14 protein-coding genes are annotated in these 17,853 nt (G+C 35.2%); 6 read left to right on the top strand and 8 right to left on the bottom strand.

Annotated features, from left to right (window positions below; genetic code table 11):
• Positions 1-119: 119 nt before the first annotated feature.
• The 6 genes from GXM17_RS00205 to GXM17_RS00180 form a co-directional block, all read right to left on the bottom strand.
• Positions 120-2,693: a VPS10 domain-containing protein gene (locus GXM17_RS00205; protein WP_163397288.1), complete on the bottom strand. Its 2,574-nt coding sequence runs from the start codon at positions 2,691-2,693 to the stop codon at positions 120-122.
• Positions 2,694-2,704: 11 nt separating this feature from the next.
• Complete coding sequence (locus GXM17_RS00200) at positions 2,705-4,957, bottom strand: beta-galactosidase (protein ID WP_163397287.1); 2,253 nt, start codon at positions 4,955-4,957, stop codon at positions 2,705-2,707.
• Between the two features lie 1,383 nt (positions 4,958-6,340).
• Positions 6,341-6,790: an Lrp/AsnC family transcriptional regulator gene (locus tag GXM17_RS00195; RefSeq protein WP_163397286.1), complete on the bottom strand. Its 450-nt coding sequence runs from the start codon at positions 6,788-6,790 to the stop codon at positions 6,341-6,343.
• A 135-nt stretch (positions 6,791-6,925) separates the two neighbouring features.
• Positions 6,926-7,918 carry a bile acid:sodium symporter family protein gene (locus tag GXM17_RS00190; protein WP_163397285.1) on the bottom strand — a complete coding sequence of 331 codons (993 nt, stop codon included), beginning with the start codon at positions 7,916-7,918 and terminating at the stop codon, positions 6,926-6,928.
• A gap of 163 nt (positions 7,919-8,081) precedes the next feature.
• The gene (locus GXM17_RS00185) at positions 8,082-9,113 is read right to left on the bottom strand and encodes a methionine synthase (protein WP_163397284.1); all 1,032 of its coding nucleotides are present in this window, start codon (positions 9,111-9,113) and stop codon (positions 8,082-8,084) included.
• 28 nt (positions 9,114-9,141) lie between these two features.
• A complete protein-coding gene (locus GXM17_RS00180; RefSeq protein ID WP_163397283.1) occupies positions 9,142-10,194 on the bottom strand; it encodes a DUF1852 domain-containing protein in 1,053 nt (350 codons plus the stop codon).
• 268 nt (positions 10,195-10,462) lie between these two features.
• Here GXM17_RS00180 and GXM17_RS00175 point away from each other — a divergent pair, with 268 nt between their 5' ends.
• The 5 genes from GXM17_RS00175 to GXM17_RS00155 all read left to right on the top strand — a co-directional run bounded on the left by GXM17_RS00175 (position 10,463) and on the right by GXM17_RS00155 (position 14,556).
• Positions 10,463-11,092 (top strand): nitroreductase family protein, encoded by a 630-nt coding sequence (locus GXM17_RS00175; RefSeq protein ID WP_163397282.1) that lies wholly within the window; start codon positions 10,463-10,465, stop codon positions 11,090-11,092.
• Positions 11,093-11,444: 352 nt separating this feature from the next.
• Positions 11,445-12,323 carry a helix-turn-helix domain-containing protein gene (locus GXM17_RS00170; RefSeq protein ID WP_163397281.1) on the top strand — a complete coding sequence of 293 codons (879 nt, stop codon included), beginning with the start codon at positions 11,445-11,447 and terminating at the stop codon, positions 12,321-12,323.
• An 88-nt stretch (positions 12,324-12,411) separates the two neighbouring features.
• Entirely contained in the window at positions 12,412-13,461 is a 1,050-nt protein-coding gene (locus GXM17_RS00165; protein WP_163397280.1) for an alpha/beta hydrolase, read from the top strand.
• Between the two features lie 15 nt (positions 13,462-13,476).
• Positions 13,477-14,049, top strand: a complete 573-nt coding sequence (locus GXM17_RS00160) for a sugar O-acetyltransferase (protein ID WP_163397279.1) — start codon at positions 13,477-13,479, stop codon at positions 14,047-14,049.
• A gap of 39 nt (positions 14,050-14,088) precedes the next feature.
• Positions 14,089-14,556 (top strand): (R)-mandelonitrile lyase, encoded by a 468-nt coding sequence (locus tag GXM17_RS00155; protein WP_244307288.1) that lies wholly within the window; start codon positions 14,089-14,091, stop codon positions 14,554-14,556.
• Positions 14,557-14,785: 229 nt separating this feature from the next.
• On the opposite strand, the gene GXM17_RS00150 is transcribed toward GXM17_RS00155, so the two are convergent.
• Positions 14,786-15,805 (bottom strand): SDR family NAD(P)-dependent oxidoreductase, encoded by a 1,020-nt coding sequence (locus tag GXM17_RS00150; protein ID WP_163397278.1) that lies wholly within the window; start codon positions 15,803-15,805, stop codon positions 14,786-14,788.
• 275 nt (positions 15,806-16,080) lie between these two features.
• On the opposite strand from GXM17_RS00150, the gene GXM17_RS00145 reads away from it, so the two are divergent.
• Entirely contained in the window at positions 16,081-17,085 is a 1,005-nt protein-coding gene (locus tag GXM17_RS00145) for an SDR family NAD(P)-dependent oxidoreductase (RefSeq protein WP_163397277.1), read from the top strand.
• A 555-nt stretch (positions 17,086-17,640) separates the two neighbouring features.
• Here GXM17_RS00145 and GXM17_RS00140 read toward each other — a convergent pair.
• Positions 17,641-17,817: a hypothetical protein gene (locus GXM17_RS00140; protein ID WP_163397276.1), complete on the bottom strand. Its 177-nt coding sequence runs from the start codon at positions 17,815-17,817 to the stop codon at positions 17,641-17,643.
• Positions 17,818-17,853: the final 36 nt, after the last annotated feature.

The raw sequence follows: 17,853 nt of genomic DNA, 5'->3' as shown, positions 1-17,853 counted from the left end.
AAGATAGAGCGGATAGCAGGACGGTATTAACCTGAATGAACGATACGTTCTGCTCTTAATAAAACGAACTTAATAAAAGACTCCACTTGATGCTACTCATAATTAATTATACTTTACGATTACTCCTTAGCTACATAAAACCCACTTCCATAAGTAGATGCGTAATATTTTCCAGGTGTGAAATAGTCGATTGCAATATCATTCACACGGTCTGATTGTCCGTTTCCTTTGTTCATTTTTATCCAGGTTGCACCGCCATCTTTAGACAGGTAAACCCCTGCATTGCGGCCTTCGACATTTGTATTTGCAAGTGTTGAAAGCAGGATCACTTTCGAATCATATTGAGCCACCTCAACGCGATTACACCAAGGATAATCAAATATTTTTTTCCAAGATTTCAATTTTTGATCACTTACCCAAAGTCCGCCCTCATCAGTAGCTGCATTTTTGTAACCCGATGTGATATAGACTTTGCCATCAGGAGCAAAATGAATATCATTAATCCCAAGTTTCCCTTTGATAGCAATGGTGCTTTCTACTTCTTCCCATTGCTCTCCACGATTGGTTGATTTGTATAATCCCCCCTTATTTCCTTGCACGGTAGCATATAAAACAGCAGGATTGTTAGGGTCAAATTTAAGCATGGATACATCACGTGAGGGTGCTAATCCGTTATTAATTTCAGACCAAGTAACACCTCCATCAGTTGATTTATGCACTCCAAAACCAGTTTCGCTATCGCCTACAAACTCCATGTTTTTTGCTGTTTTTGGTACACAGAAATACATATTATCAGGTTGTACAGGATCAATAATCAAACTCAATTGATGTACGGATTGATCACCGCTATGTGCTTTTACTTCCCAAGCAGGGATTGGAATTCCTTGTTCTTTCCATGTTTTACCTCCATCAATTGATTTCATTAATTTACCTCTTTTATCTTGTCTAAAAAACAAAGCAAAATGAATTAATGGATTTTTAGGATGAATAGCGTAACAACTCAAAGAAGATTCGCTTCCAAGTAAATCGTGATACGTTGCTGACTGGCGGTTAGGTCTTTCTTTACTGATGTCATCATTGGTAACCCAAAGTGAATTTTCTCCAGCAGCACAAAAAACTTTCCCTGGAAAACGCAAATCCTGATAAAAACCATGACCAGGTAAATTGCTATTTCCTGCACCAATATAACTTTCGTCACTTGAAGCTGTTTTTACATCATCAATATCTACCCAAGTATCCCCTTTATCATAAGACATCAGCGAAATTTTGGCCAATTGGGTGTGCAATACTGTTCCATCGGCATTGAATCGGACAAAATTACAAGCTTTTCGATCATACGTATCACGGTTAATCCAATCGTGCAAATACAGTAAAGACACATTGGTTCCCATTGGATTATTTCTTTGTTTCCGATAGTTAACATCTTTGCCTTGGTTCCAATTTTTTCCGTTTCTAAACGTTACAAACCAATGTTTCCCTCCATCCTTACTGCGCCACAAACAACCTGGAATAAAATTATTCCTCGACGCATTAGAATACATATTGACCAAATACAAATTATTAGCATCATTAGGATCAACAGTTAATTCGTTGAATCGAAACGTAAGGCTTTGGGGTAATTCTGGAAACATCGCCTGTGCTTTGGCAATAGACACACCAAAAAAGTACCCCACAACATTGTAATAACTTTTGATGATGCTTTTATCACTAGCAAATTGATTCATATCAACTGCCAAATCACCATTTATTTTAGTCCAATTTTCTCCTTTGTCGGTACTTTTAAAAATTCCTCCAGCAGCATCTTTTATGGTTTTACCATCGGCTTCCCACAAAACACTAGCGATAACAAATAGTGTCACCTTATTCGTTTGTTTGTCATGATGCATCGTAAACGAGCGAATCACATCCGTGTCAATTCCGTTTATTTTTAGTTCCCAATGTTTGCCAGCATCGGTGCTTTTGTAAAATCCATAATTGGAATTGGCATAAATAATATTCGCATCCACAGGATCTACAATAATTGTTTCAATTTCGGCCTTAGCATGTAAACCTGAATTGATTAGTTCCCATGTTTTTCCTTTATTAGTAGATTTCCAAATTTTCCCTTGGCTATTAGCATCAGTATAAGTCCCATGTGGTTGTTCTTTGCTAAAAAGAATGCGACCCCATTCTCTCATAGCTCCTGCGCCAACATACCAAACATTTTCATCTTTTGGATTCACCGTGATACAGGATAATCTTGATTTACCAAATACCTTTACTAACTCTTCATTTGTGATCCAAGTTTTCCCTTTATTGGTCGTCATAAATAACCCCAAAGGCCTAGAATCTGTACTAAAACCAAAATTGGGGTTTTGTCTAGAGAAATCAATACTATTGAATTCGTCTGGGCCACGAGTTCCCATTTTTATAGAAGAACCATCTTCGTCTAAAACAGTTTCATATGTTAATCCTTTATCCGTAGTTCGATATGAATTTCCCATATTTGGCGAAATAAAAAGAACATTGGGATCTAATGGATGCCAAAAAGCCGACTTATTATTTCCGCTCATTCCTGGGCCAAATTGTGTCCATTGAATACTTGGATTAGAAGCTACATCTTCTTTTTTTAATTTTCTAAAAAAATCAGTTTGTGCTGTGGCTACTGTTGTTCCTACTAGGAAAACAAGACTGCAAAATGTATATATTTTCATGATTTACCTCTTCATTGTTTAGCTTCTAGTAATAAAACAGTTTTGGAATTCATTTTAAAGCTTTTATATACTGTTTCTCCGGTAATTAAATTTGTAAACACATTCGTCTTTTCATCTCCAAAAGTTAATGTTACTTCAGCAGTTCCTTTTCCTATATTAACGATTGAAATAATTGACCTGCCATCAGGCATTACAGCCGTTTTCCAAATGCAGCCTTTCGTATTTAATGCATTATTTTCTACCAAATTAAATTGAGAAGTATGCTTTTTTTCATTCACAATTTCAAATGCTTTCTGTGTACTATTTGGTACTGATGTACTCCAAATAAGTTTACCTTTGCTGACTTGTAAAACTTCCTTGCGAATTTGTTTATATTCGTTCATTTTTAAACTTTCTGAATCTACAATCACCGTTCCTCCATTGTCTAAATAGGTCTGTAGAATTTTAAATTCAGCATCAGTTACGTATGGCGTTTTGTGAACTATTATTACATCCCATAAGTTATTGTCTTGTTTACAGATAATATCTTTGGTCGCGAAACCAATAGGTATTCCATCAAAATAAAGTGATTTATACACCTCAAAAACCTCGTCCATATAATTGGATGTGTTGACTGCCGATGTCTCGGAATAAAAAATACGAATCGGTTTCTTTTGGCGTTGCAAAGCAGTGATCTCTTCGGAAAAAGTATTTAAATCCATCATCGTAGTAGTAACTTCATTGACGATTCTAGGCTGCTGAATCACTGATCCAGCATATCCTTTGTCGTTTTCTTTCTTCATCGAGCCATCTTCTTTTCGTGGCCAATACCAAGTTTGTGAAGCATTCAGTCCTAAAGTATGCGCCAACCAATAAACTGTGCGTGCATAATCGGGTTTCATATACAAATCTCTAAACCGTACTGTTGATAAAAAGTGTCCTTCACTATTGAAAATAATTTTGTCGGGACTTATCGATTTAAAAAAATCATAACTCATACACAGCTCACGCCATGAAAAAGAATAGTCTTGCCATAAATCATCAGGTTCTCCCCAGGCTGTGGAGTAACTAGCCGCAGCATCATTCCCAATTATACCGCTCATGTCTGTCAAAGCGGCTACATCCAACCCATGGTTTCGTTTATTATCTGACCATAAATGGGGCATTATTTTCAAGTGGACTTTAGCTTGGGGATCGTATTTTACAATTTCATCTTTTAGAAAATTAAACCATTTGGTAACACGGTAATTATTAAAAGTAACCCAATCGTACCATTGTGGCGTACCTAATAATTGTTCTGAAATAGGAATTTCAAGAGTCACTTTATCAAAAGTCTTAAAATCTGTTTTCCACAACGCATTTAACTCACTCAAAGAATGATGCTTATTCGTTAGCCAAGCTCTAAACTTTTCCATTGAATACTCAGAAACAGGACCCGTAGCCCAAGCACCAGCAGTGGTAAAAAAGTGTGGTTCGTTGCACAACATATAACCCAATTGCGAATAATTTTTACCAGCCATTTTTGGCACCATCGCTTTTATTAAATTTTCTTGAATAAAACGAGCTCCTCGATTGTCAATATCATATCCAGTATAGGTCGTTTCACGCATTTTGAAACCGGGTCCGTATTTTTTTTCTGCCCAATCTGGAGCAACTTTATGGTTTAAGAAAATAAAACCAATCGTACCTTGAGGTTTACGTTGCAATTCTTGCAGTTTTTTAGGATTAATAGTTCCTGTATCATCTGTTACGTAGGATGGTGTTAAAAAGAATCCATCCAATGCTCCGAAATATTCTTGCAAGGAACCTTTAGTGGGCTTCCATGTATAATCTGCCAAAAAAACAGGCCTATTATTAAAAACCAAAGCATCTTGCTGTAAACGAACTTTCGACCAATCTACTTTCGGACTTGGTTTTCTTATAACTTTTCCATCAATAATGGATTGAAGTGCAGTAGTAGCCTCTTCTAACATGATGACAACTTCTGAACGCTCAAAATCAGCTAAATTCTTTGCCAATGTTCCTGCTTCCTTTTTATAGGTGTTCACCAGTTTAAATGCTTTTGTATTCTCCTCAATATGTTTCGCATCCCAATTAGCAAATTCTAAAAAAGTTGTTGCCGTACGAATAGTCATTTTTTCTTTTTGGACATCAATGTGTTTTTGCTCAGCTCTTTTGATAGTGGCTTCTAAAACTTTAATTTTCTCTTTGGCTGTACTTTCAAGTGTTTGTGCATTCAAAAGAAAACTGCCACCAAAAAACAGTAGAAATAATATCTTTTTCATATTCTTGTAAAGATTCTTTTTATTAAAAATTATAACGATTTACTAAGTATAAGGAAACTCCTTTATTAAAAGCCTTTATTATTGATTTTTAAATTGACTTTAGATTTTTCATCTGCAACAACAGTACTTGGCTTATAGGCGGTAATCTTGAAAGGATGCTAATTGACCATTATAAATAAATTTGCTCCAATTAACTTCTATCTCAGCCTAATTATAATCTTCAAATAAAAAAAACAATCTTTTTTATTCAGTTTCCATAATTAGTAATGTCAATGCATTTCACTACAGCGTAATCTGGTAAAAAGAGATAGATTCCATCCTTAAAAATATTTTTAATATCCGTAACGTTAGTTGTAGCGTTAGCGTTGTCAACATTCGTCGTTATATCACTAATTGTTGTTTAATTTAAATAACAGTCTTCGCAGTAGTATTGATGGTGAACAATTTAAAAATCAGTAGCTTTCTCAAGATAAAATTTATTTATTAAATAGTAGGTTTTGATTACCAAAACCTTTTTTTAGCAATTGTACTACACTTATATAATTTAAAAAAGCAAGATACAAAGTGCCTTTATATTATACTTGCACATAATTACCCAGAAGCAGGCTTTATTTATCAAATATGTAAAAATATCGAAATGATAGTTTTGATAAATTAGTATTGGAAAAAAGCTGATAAGGTTAATACAAAGTCTGTTTTTTAACAAAAAAAACATTAGAGACATCTTTTATTTAAAAACAATAAAATCCTTATTTTAGGGATGAAATCCTAATGAATTATTTATCTGTCAAAATAGATAATGTACAATGAATTAAAATATTGATACAAAAACTTTCTTTGTTTTGTCCCCTTTCATTTTTAATATGTGTTTTTTATAATAATTTGTGAGTGCACTTATTCGTATACCTGTTCTTACAAACAATTGTGAAAGCCCTTCAATACTGGTGTTAAAATAAGATTCGCGAAGTCTCTTCCTGCGCTGAAGGCTTAAAAAGAGAATTTTCAAGTTTTAAAAAAAACTAAAATTCACGATAGGTCTCCATTTTAAATATTTATAATATATTTGTAAAACAAAAAGAATAATACTACTGTCTGTTAATACGTTAGTATTTTAATTTTAGTGAATGATTTAATATTGATACAGTAAAGAATTGAATTTTGGGTGCAGAATCGGTGCACATTGGTCAAAAACATTATATAAAACCTAGCATAGACAGGACCTTCAGCGATAAAGTTCGAATCCTGCTCTCCCCACGGAAAATGTGAAAAAGCCTGCAAATACTTAAATTTGCAGGCTTTTTGTTTTTATGCCCACTGTTCAGAATTTAGAATGAGGGGATGGACGGAGTAACAGTTACAAAAGTTGAGGATTAAACAAAACTATCAATATGTATTTTTTATCTCAGACATAACAAATGTACTCTGCGTACTCCCTATACTTTCAACTGATCCCAATTTGTTAAAAACAAAATCCTGATAATGCTTCATATCTTTGGCAGAAACTTTCATTAAAAAATCGTAATCTCCCGAAATATTGTAACATTCCACAACTTCCTCTATTTTCATAATATCATTAACAAACTGATTTCCAATATTACGATCGTGCTGTTTAAGCTTTATATTACAGAAAACTATAAATCCCCTGTTTAGTTTTTCTGCATCAAGAAGTGCTATATATTTTTTAATATAACCATTTTTCTCCAATCTTTTAATTCGCTCAAAGACAGGTGATGCCGAAAGATTTACCATCTTTGCAAGTTCTTTTACCGTGTATTTCGAATTATCGTGAAGTATATTTAACAACTGTAGGTCAATATCGTCTATCTGCTCCATAAATATTATTTTAAGTAGATTTAACCTTATTCGTAAATCAGAATAAAATTCTTCAAATTTAACCAAAAAGAACACAAAAAATCCTATTTTATACAAATTAAAAACAGAATAATCTGCAATTACATTCAAGTGCAGCTATACTTCTTTTCGTCTGGCCATACCCTGAGCGATAATGCTGGCGGCAATCAATTGCAACGCATGATAAAGCATTAATGGTAACAATACGATTCCGGTGATGGTACTGTGCTGAAAGAGGACTTTTGACATGACAGTTCCGTGTACCAGTGACTTTTTAGATCCGCAGAATAAGACCGTAACACGGTCTTCATCTGAAAAACCAAACAAGCGGCTTAGTAGTCCGACACCAAAGAATACAGCAAAAAACAAGACCATCATACCTGCGGCGAGTCCCGCAAGTTCAATAGCAGTGAAATCGTCGAAAAGATGTTCGGAGAATGACTTGCAAAACGACGTGTAAATGATAGTTAGAATGACAGCCTGATCGAAATATTTGAGCTGTTTCTTATATTTTTCTGCAAGGACACCAAAACGGGAATTGAGGCTGATACCGATGATGACAGGCAATAAGACTTGCAGAATCAACTTTATGACGATTTGAGTGACATCAAAATCGCCTGTTGCAGAAGCTATAAACAGCCCAACCCAGAGCGGCGTAACCACCACTCCAATTAAACTGGAAATGCTCGCATTGAAAATGGCTGCGGGAATGTTTCCCTTGGCGATGGAAACCATAACTACAGAAGAGGATACTGTAGACGGCAAAGCTGCCAGAAAAAATACACCCAACCAAAGCAGTTCGTAGCCGTTATTGACAAACAAGGGGCGAAATGCCAAAACAATGAGCGGGAAAAACAAAAAGGTTGTCAACTGGACAATAATGTGCATTTTCCAGTTGGAAAGTCCGGCTTTTAGTTTCTCAACACTAAGCCGCATGCCATAAAACAAGAAAATCAATGAAACGCCGGCATTTGCAATCTCCTCAAGAGATACAGGTTCTTTGATCATACCGGGTTTCGGCAAAAAATAAGCCAACAGAATCATGGTGGCTATCATTAACAGGAAACTGTCAAAACCTGCTTTTTTTAATACTTCTAATAATTTATTCAATTTGTTTTTAATATTATTCCTTCGTGAGGAAAGATTATAAAAATATATCACGTAACTAAACGTGGTTTTTTGGATTCATTTGTGTGTTTGTAGCAGCTCAAACTTAATTTTACGATCAGAAGACTTCAAACAGAGAAAACATATTGAAATTAATACATTTAGGCTAAATCCCAAGTTCTTTACGAATAATTTCTGCTCCTGCGCTTAAAGCATTTAACTTGCCGTTGGCTACGTTTCGGGACAAAGGAGCCATACCGCAGTTTGTAGAAGGGTAAAGATTTTCGGCATCTACAAATTCAAGAGCTTTACGCAGGGTATTAGCTACTTCTTCTGGTGTTTCGATTGTGTTGGTTGCCACATCAATGGCACCGACCATTACTTTTTTACCGCGAACAAGTTCCATTAAATCCAAAGGCACATTGGAGTTGTGACATTCTAGTGACACCACATCGATTTTAGATTTTTGAATTTTCGGAAAAATTTCTTCGTACTGCCGCCACTCTGAACCTAATGTTTTTTTCCAATCAGTATTGGCCTGTATTCCATAACCGTAACAAATATGAACCGCGGTTTGACAGTGCAAACCTTCAATTGCCTTTTCTAATGCGGCCATTCCCCAATCGTTTACTTCATCAAAAAACACGTTAAACGCAGGCTCATCAAACTGGATAATATCTACCCCTGCGTCCTGCAGTTCTCTTGCTTCTTCATTGAGTGCTTTCGCAAATTCCCACGCCAGTTTTTCACGGCTTTTGTAATGGTCGTCGTACAAGGTATCTACCATTGTCAGCGGGCCTGGCAGTGCCCATTTTATAGGCTTATTGGTCTGTTTGCGTAGAAATTTAGCATCTTCAACAAAAACTGCTTTCTGGCGCGCAATCTCACCTACAACCATAGGAACACTTGCATCATAACGGTTACGGATTTTTACTGTTTTACGATTTTCAAAATCTACGCCGCTCAAATGTTCGATAAAAGTCGTTACAAAATGTTGGCGTGTCTGCTCGCCATCACAAATGATATCCAGACCTGCTAATTGTTGTTCCTGCAATGCGACACGTAAAGCATCTTGTTTTCCTTCCAATAACTGATTTCCTTCTAATTTCCAAGGTGACCAAAGTTTTTCGGGTGGTGCAAGCCAGGCTGGTTTGGGTAAACTTCCAACAATTGAGGTTGGTAATAATAACTTCTTCATAATATATAATTTAATGCGTTGTAATCAATTAAAGGGTAAAATTAGCAGACCACTGCTCAAGAATATCCTGATAAGGTTTTATGAAATGATCTTCTGCATATTTACCCTGTTCAACAGCCAGTCGGCTGCGCTCTTCACGGTCATAAACCACGCGGGTAAGCGAATAATCTTCATGTTTAAGACTAGGTTGATAGATTTTTCCAGCCACTGAATTTGCATTGTAAATTTCAGGACGATAAATCTTCTGGAAAGTCTCCATCGTGCTGATTGAGCTGATCAGTCCAAGATCTGTATAATCAGCAAGCAGGTCTCCTGAATGATAAAAAGCCATCGGAGCCACACTGTTTGGAGGCATAAAAAAGCGAACTTTCAGGCCCATTTTAGAAAAATATTCATCAGTGAGAGAATACTCATTCTGCAGATACTCAAATCCCAGCACCGGATGCTGATAGTCAGTGCGGGTATAAGTTTTGTTGCCCGATACACTTAAACAAATAATCGGTGCCATCTTAAAGTGTTCTTTATAAGCGGCTGAATTCACAAAGCACTTATAAAGTTTTCCGTGTAAATCACCAAAATTTTCAGGAACAGAAAAAGCAGCTTTATTTTTATTGTGCTCAATCAATAAAATACTGAAATCATAATCCCGGACATACGAAGAATAGTTATTTCCGGCAATCCCTTCGATTTGCTGGCCAGTCTTACGGTCAATAATATTGGTTTTTAAAACTTCAATCATGGGCAGATCGCTACTGCCATTCTGATCAGCAATACTCATCGTTACTGTAAGGATTTCAAGTTCTACATGGTAACGATCCCCTTTTGGATTATCCAAATGAGCCAATGCATTAAATCGATTATTAATCATATTTAATGCATTGCGTAAGTTTTGCTGGCGATCAGCTCCTCTTGCCAGGTTGGCAAAATTTGTTGTCAGACGCGTTTTAGCTGAAGGGTGATAGTTTTCATCTAAACATGTACTCTTTATTGAGAAAAAAAAATCATTCTTGATAGTATTCCCGGAGAATTCAATATCCTGATTTTCGCTTTTTCTTAAATCTTGCTGTATGTTCGCTTTCATTTGATTGAGAAGTTTAGTTTTTTTACCCTGCAAAATTCACAATAAAAGATTTAATATTTTTAATCATCAAATAATTAAGTTAATTATTCTTTTATGTTATTATTTTTAAGATTATTAATCTTATTATGAATATAATTATAAAGTAAAACAGATAATTATTCTTTAGAGTACCAGAATGTGACCGATTTGAAGATTTCCATAGCCATCCCAGTCTCCAAAAACTAAACAATATAATTTATATTTGCCAAAATTTAAGATAGATATAGTGATGAATTTAATAGAAAATTTAAAATGGCGCTACGCCGTCAAAGCTTATTCCAACATTAAAGTAGCAGAAGAAAAAGTCGATCAGATCTTAGAGGCTATAAATCTTTCAGCATCATCTTGCGGTCTGCAGTCTTACCGTGTTTTTGTTGTTAGCAACCCGGAAATCCAAAACAAATTAGGTGCCGATTCGTTTAATGGACAGATTCGCTCTTGCTCTCACTTACTGGTCTTTGCTGCATTCACTGACATGACTTCTACTTACATTGACGATTACATCGCAATGACGGAAAATCAAAGAGGTCTTGATGCTGGTGCGTTATCAGGATTTAGGAATGGATTGCATTCTTATTTTGGCGCCATTGACACTGAACAGAAAGCCCTGTGGGCGACAAAACAGGCTTATATTGCATTAGGAACTGCACTTATTGCAGCAGCAGAATTGAAGGTGGATGCCACTCCTATAGAAGGATTTAGTACTTCTGTTATCGATGAAGTTTTGGGTTTGAAAGAGAAAGGGCTGCATTCTGCGGTTATCCTGGCTTTAGGATATCGTGATTCGGAAAAAGATTATATGGCAGCTATGAAAAAAGTTCGTTTGCCTGTAAAGGAAATGGTAACGAAAATTTACTAAGGTTATTAGATATCTTGATTCTTGCGAGAAAAGCATATGTTTAACCCTGTACACTTTATGTCTTTACTCCTACAAAAAACTTAGGCAAATTATACAGTTTTTATCCTGCATAAGTTTTGTGGCAACTAAACCAAATTCTTAAAGCCTATGATAGATAATATATGCAGTAAGTCCAATCTCTTCCAGTAAGCCAATCTCTTCAAATCTTCAATAAAATGATGCGAAATTAGTCCGGGTCACTACAGCCAGAAGAGGCTGTCCAAAAGGTCTGTATTTTTTCTGTAACACGTATGATCAATTTTAAACTTTAATAAGCCATACCCAATAGATTTGATTTTATTAATTTTGCAAAATGAAAGAGAAAATAACACGAAGCATTTCTGAGTTTAATAATGAACTTAAATTAAAAGGATTTAAAGCCTTTCAGATTGAAGACGACAGTAATGCAACCCGCACTTACAGCAGAAAAGATTTCTTTAAGATATGCCTTACTACTGGTCACAGTAAAATTCATTATGCTGATAAAACTTTTGATCAGCAGGGGACTATACTGTTCTTCGGAAATCCTCATATACCCTATTCATGGGAAACGATTTCTACTCAATATTCAGGGTACACTATTTTATTTTCTGAGGAATTCCTAAAACAATCTGAAAGATCGGAAAGTCTCCATCAATCGCCTTTTTTTAAAATTGGAGGAACTCCGGTTCTACACATTTCAGAAGAACAAAGATTATTTCTAAATACTCTTTTTCAAAAGATGATACAGGAGCAAAAAAGTAATTATGTCTATAAAGATGAACTTATTCGAAGTTACATTCATTTAATAATTCACGAATCCCTAAAACTGCAGCCTTCTGAAAATTATAATGAAGGTAAAAATGGAACTGCAAGAATTGCTTCTGTTTTTCTTGAACTTTTGGAAAGACAATTCCCGATAGAAAGTGCTGAAAACCCTCTCCTTATGACAACGGCGACAGATTATGCACAGCACTTAAACATACATGTTAATTATCTAAACAAAGCGGTTAAGGTGATTACGGGCAGATCAACGACATCACATATAACTGACAGAATCGCTGCTGAAGCAAAGGCTCTCCTGCACCACACAGATTGGAATATTGCTGAAATTGCTTACGCCCTCGGATTTGAGTACCCTACTTATTTTAATAATTTTTTTAAAAAACATACTGGCACAAATCCAAAATCGTATAGAGAAAATGAGATTTGAAATTCTTAATTTTTGATTTGATATTCTTTAACGGCACCTCATGGTGCCGTTTTAATTTTGTATCTGTAATTGAAAACATTTTAAACAGATGAAAATAGCATTATTAGCCGCATTCTCTTTTTTATTTATCGGACAGACTTTCGCACAAAATAAAAAATCAACTCAAAATAAAAACATGAAAACAACAGAAGAACATTATACTTTTAAATTAAGTGATAAAGTAACACGCCAAAAAGTTATTTTTAAAAACCGCTACGGTATTACACTTTCAGGAGATCTTTATCTCCCTAAAGACAATCAGTCCAAATTATTAACGGCTATGGCAATAAGTGGTCCTTTTGGAGCTGTAAAAGAACAATCATCCGGGCTATATGCCAATCAAATGGCTGAACGGGGATTTGCCGCATTAGCTTTTGATCCTTCTTACACTGGAGAAAGTAGTGGAGAGCCGAGAAATGTGGCTTCGCCAGATATCAATACCGAAGATTTTAGTGCTGCTGTGGACTTTTTAGGTTTACAAAAAAACATTGACAGAGAAAAAATCGGAATAATTGGCATCTGTGGATTTGCTGGTTTTGCCCTGAATGCCGCGGCTGTTGATAAACGTATAAAAGCCGTAGCAACAACAAGTATGTATGACATGACCAGAGTAATGTCTAAAGGTTATAATGATGTTATTACTGATGAGCAGCGCACTGAAAATCTTGAAAAATTAGGAGTACAGCGCTGGAAAGATGCTGAAAATGGTAATTATGCTCCATCTGCAAACAACCTGCCACAAAAACTTACCGGTAGTGAACCACAATTTGTGCAGGAATATTTCAATTATTACAAAACATCAAGAGGATTTCATAACCGTTCAATCAACTCTAACTCATCCTGGACTGCCACCACCCCAATTTCCTTTATGAATATGCCTATTTTATCATACATAAAAGAAATCTCTCCACGGTCAATTCTTATTATAGCGGGAGAAAATGCACACTCAAGATACTTCAGTGAAGATATCTATAGAGCAGCTTCTGAGCCTAAGGAATTAATGATCATTCCAGATGGAGTACATGTTGATTTGTATGACAGACTGGAGAAAATTCCATTTGAAAAGCTTCAGACTTTTTTTCAAAATAAATTGAAATAAAACAATAGAGATCAAATGAGTTTAAATGAAAATAAGGAAGATATTTTTGTCAGTCTTTTAAAAGGCAAAATTATAACTCCCGAGAATTCGCAGCGATACAGGCTTCGTGAATCTTCTTATAACACAAAGGAGCTGCTTACTAAAATGAACAATTCAAGCAATCCTCTTGAAATTAGATCCATATTAAGCAAGATTACTGCGACTTCCATTACAGAAAGTACTGAAATTTTTACGCCTATATATATCAATTATGGCAAAAACATCAAAATTGGAAAGAACGTTTTTATCAATTTTAACTGTACTTTTTTGGACTTAGGAGGAATTATTATTGAAGATAATGTTCTAATTGCACCAAATGTAAGTATATTATCAGAAGGACATCCGACAGATCCTAAACTCAGAAGTTCACTTGTTCCAAACCGCGTTCATGTTAAACAAAATGCATGGATTGGGGCAAATGCTGTAATCCTGTCAGGTGTTACAATTGGAGAAAATGCTATTGTAGCTGCAGGTGCTGTTGTTTCGAAAGATGTTCCTGATAATACTGTTGTTGGCGGTGTACCTGCAAAGATTATTAAAACTCTTTAGGTAAACAAAAACAATAATTTGTGTAAAACAGAAAAGAAAATGAAAAAATTAATCATTATATTCACAGTACTTTTAACTGCATGTAATTCTAATACAAATACTATGATTTCAACAAAAATATTTCCAAAAGGTGAGCCACTTTCTAAGGATTGGTTTACAGGTAATGCCTTTCTGGAGCCTTTAATTGCAAGAGATAAAAATAATGAATTCTCAGCTGGCAGCGTGACTTTCGAACCTGGTGCGAGAACAAACTGGCATACGCATCCTAAAGGTCAGGTTCTGCTGGTTATTGATGGCCAGGGACTTTATCAGGAAAAAGGGAAAGCGTCTCAACTAATAAAAAAAGGAGATGTTGTAAATATTCCGGAAGATGTAGAACATTGGCATGGTGCTGCAGCTGAAACTAAAATGGTCCATATTGCAATCACCAATTTTAAAGATGATACTCAGGTTACCTGGCTCAATCCAGTTACTGATGAAGAATATAAATCTGCAAATAAAAACTAATTAATAAATCAAAAAAAGCCAGAAGTGATTCTAGCTTTTTTTTTGATCGTAAATATCCAATTAACGAATTGTAACATTTAAACTTTCAAGGCATTTAACCCTTATTATCAATAATAAATACAACTTATTTGATTGATCAGGGCATTTGCTGAAAAATTAATATGACTATTTCAAGATTCAATTTTCGAAAAATCATAGTCTTACAGAACTCTATTCTGCTGCTATTTACTTATTTTTTCTTTTTATATTCCTTCATTCTTTCTTTAGCTCCATCATCGATACCTCGTCCTTCAGGAATTGGTTCATATATAGCCCCTTGGGTATCCGGAACGCCCGGTCCTGTTTCAATCATGTATTTTTGAACCATGTTTCCGCCCAGCCTTTCTGAAAACCTTGGAAGAACATTTGCACTGAACGATGAAACCTGAGCCTTCCATCCTACCGGCACTATTTTTTTTGGTCTTAAAGATTTTCTTAAAACCGCATTTACGATTTTTTCAGGCTCGTCCATCATTGCCATTTTCGGTTCTACACCAGTGTAGTTGGCGGCATGACGCCAGATTGGAGTATCAACCGCCCAGGGTTCAATGGTAACCACTTTAATTTTGTCATAACCATTCAGACGTAATTCCTGAGAAAGAGCCAAATCCAGACTTCTGATGCCGGATTTGGTAGCAGAATATCCGCTCTGGTAAGCCAGTGGAATCTCACCCATAACTGAAGCTACATTAATCAATACGCCTTTCCGCTGTTTTATAAACTGTTCTACCGCAGTTCTGCTGGCATAGAAAAAACCTTTTAAATTAACATCTATTACACGCATTTGATCTTCAATTGGAACCTCCCAAAAGCGTCCTATTGCAGTGATGCCAGCCATATTAATCCAAATATCTATTGTAGAATATTCTTTTAAGGCCACTTCCTTCACTCTTTCCACATCTTTTTGACTGCTTATATCCATAGTAACTACCACTGCATTACCGCCGTATTTACGAATGGTATCAGCAACTTCTTCCAGAAGATCGGTTCTTCTTGCTGCAAGGACAACATTAGCCTTGTATTTTCCGAGCTGCTCTGCTATTCCGCGGCCCATCCCGCTGGAAGCTCCAATAATTACATACGTTTTTCTGGAAATTTTTTTCTGTCCTGATGTACCAACTTTCCATGTAGTGCAGCTGATTATCAGAATGGAAAAGAAAAACAAAATGGAAAGCAATTTTACAATTTTAAGTATAAGTCTTATTTTCATCTGTGTTCAATAAATTAAAAAAATTCAGGACTGCTTTTCATGAAAATACAACTATCTTTAATTCAATGATTTATATAATTACATACTTGATTTGTAAAATATCAACTTATAAACACATCGATAGCAAACAATGACTTTTTTAATGCTAAAAATTTCTAATACAATTCTCTTTATGAATCCCCTATACCTGAAATAAGAAACTAAAGTTTTCCTAAACTTAATTGAAGCAGCGGTTATTTTTAGTAACTTCTATAAAATTTTTAATAGTAACAATCATGGAAAATAATAAAATACACAGTAACAATCCTGCAGAGAAAACTGTTGTGATAACTGGAGCAAGCAGCGGTATTGGCCGGGCAGCAGCAGAAGCATTCGCTAATGAGGGCTATAATCTAGTTCTTGTGGCAAGAGGCAAAAAAGGTCTTGATGAAATAGTAACATATTGTGAGGGACTCAATGTCACGGCAGTTGGAATCAGTGCAGATGTCTCAATTGCTGAAGAAGTTGAGAAAGTTGCCTCAACAGCTATATCAATAAGCGGAAAAATTGATGTCTGGGTGAACAATGCCGGAGTTATGGCAAGTGGTAAATTTGAAGAAATTCCAATGGAAATCCACCAGCAAGTGATAAAAACCAACTTGTTCGGATATATGCACGGAGCCTACAATGCCATCAAAATATTCAAAAATCAAAACGAAGGAATCTTAATAAACAATATTTCAATTGGGGGATTTATGCCTGCACCCTACAGTGCTGTCTATTCTGCTTCCAAATTTGGGATTAAAGGAATGATGGAATGCCTTCAGGGCGAAATATCCAACAGGAAACATATTCATATCTGCAATCTTTACCCTCAATTGCAAAACTCTACCGGTAATCTGCATTCTGCCAAATACTCCGGATTCAACATGACAATTCCTTTTATCGCCTCTGATCCCCGCGATACAGCAGCTAAAATGGTTGATCTGGTTAAGCATCCGCGTAAAGATGTATTTCCTGATCTTAGAGCCGCTGCAATTACGAGTACCTATAAATTATTTCCAAAGGCTATAATAAACACTGCCTCTGCAGCCGTTAGGGTAAAAATGAAACACAATGAGGATAAACAGGAAAACCCCGGAAATGTTCTAACAAAATCTCAGGAACCGTTACGCGTTTATGGAAATCCGCCGTCAAAAAAAGCAAAGAATTTAGGTGTAGCGTTATTTGCAGGATTAGGTATAGGCTTGGCATTGCTATTAATTGGTAAAAGATCCAGCTTAGAATTTTCTAAACCTTAGTTTTATAAATTTAGTCCAAAATTCATTTTTACCTTATAATGGGATTCTAATGAATTTTGGACAATATGCTCTTTCTGTTCCGGCAAATAGCGAATTTAAATAATAAGGGGTCGCCATGTTACTTATTCTCTTTTATCGAATTTCAGATATAAGTAGTATGGCAATAAAAGTGACAATTGAAAATACCATTACTTTAATAATTGTGTCTTTTATTTTTCTGGATTTACTAAAGCTGAAGTTATATTTTTTAAATTTTTTATTGGTTTTCATTTTCATAAAATCTTTTACAATTGGACATAACAGTACTAAACTGCTGCACTGTAACGTCTTTAAAATATCATTAATTACAAATTAATAAATTTGTATAAGCAAAATTATGAATATTGGAAAACGCTTCTGTCATAAAATTTTCGATTACTCTTATACAATTTCCATTGGTTAAATAAGTGACTCTGGAAAATCATCATCAATATGCTCTCATTACAGTGGAACAGAAAATCTCATTACAATGGAACACAAAATTTGATAAGTGGTAAAAAACAGACCTAAAGCTCTCTATTTTAATATTTTTGAAGTGTCTCTTCTGATAGTGGTCGTGTCGGTATTCGTTCCTACAGAGTCAAGACTTTTTCCGTCACTGCCTACACCTCCACTTATATTATTTTTACATGAAAATAATAACACCAAAAATAGCATAAGGATTATATATTTTGAATTAATGTGTGCTTTCATAATTTATTTTATTAATAAGAATTTGAATTAAACTAT

The sequence above is a fragment of the Flavobacterium fluviatile genome (assembly GCF_010645065.1).
Classification (GTDB): Bacteria; Bacteroidota; Bacteroidia; order Flavobacteriales; family Flavobacteriaceae; genus Flavobacterium; species Flavobacterium fluviatile.
The sequence above is the reverse complement of the archived record's forward strand: the minus strand, read 5'-3'. Positions and strand labels throughout refer to the sequence as shown.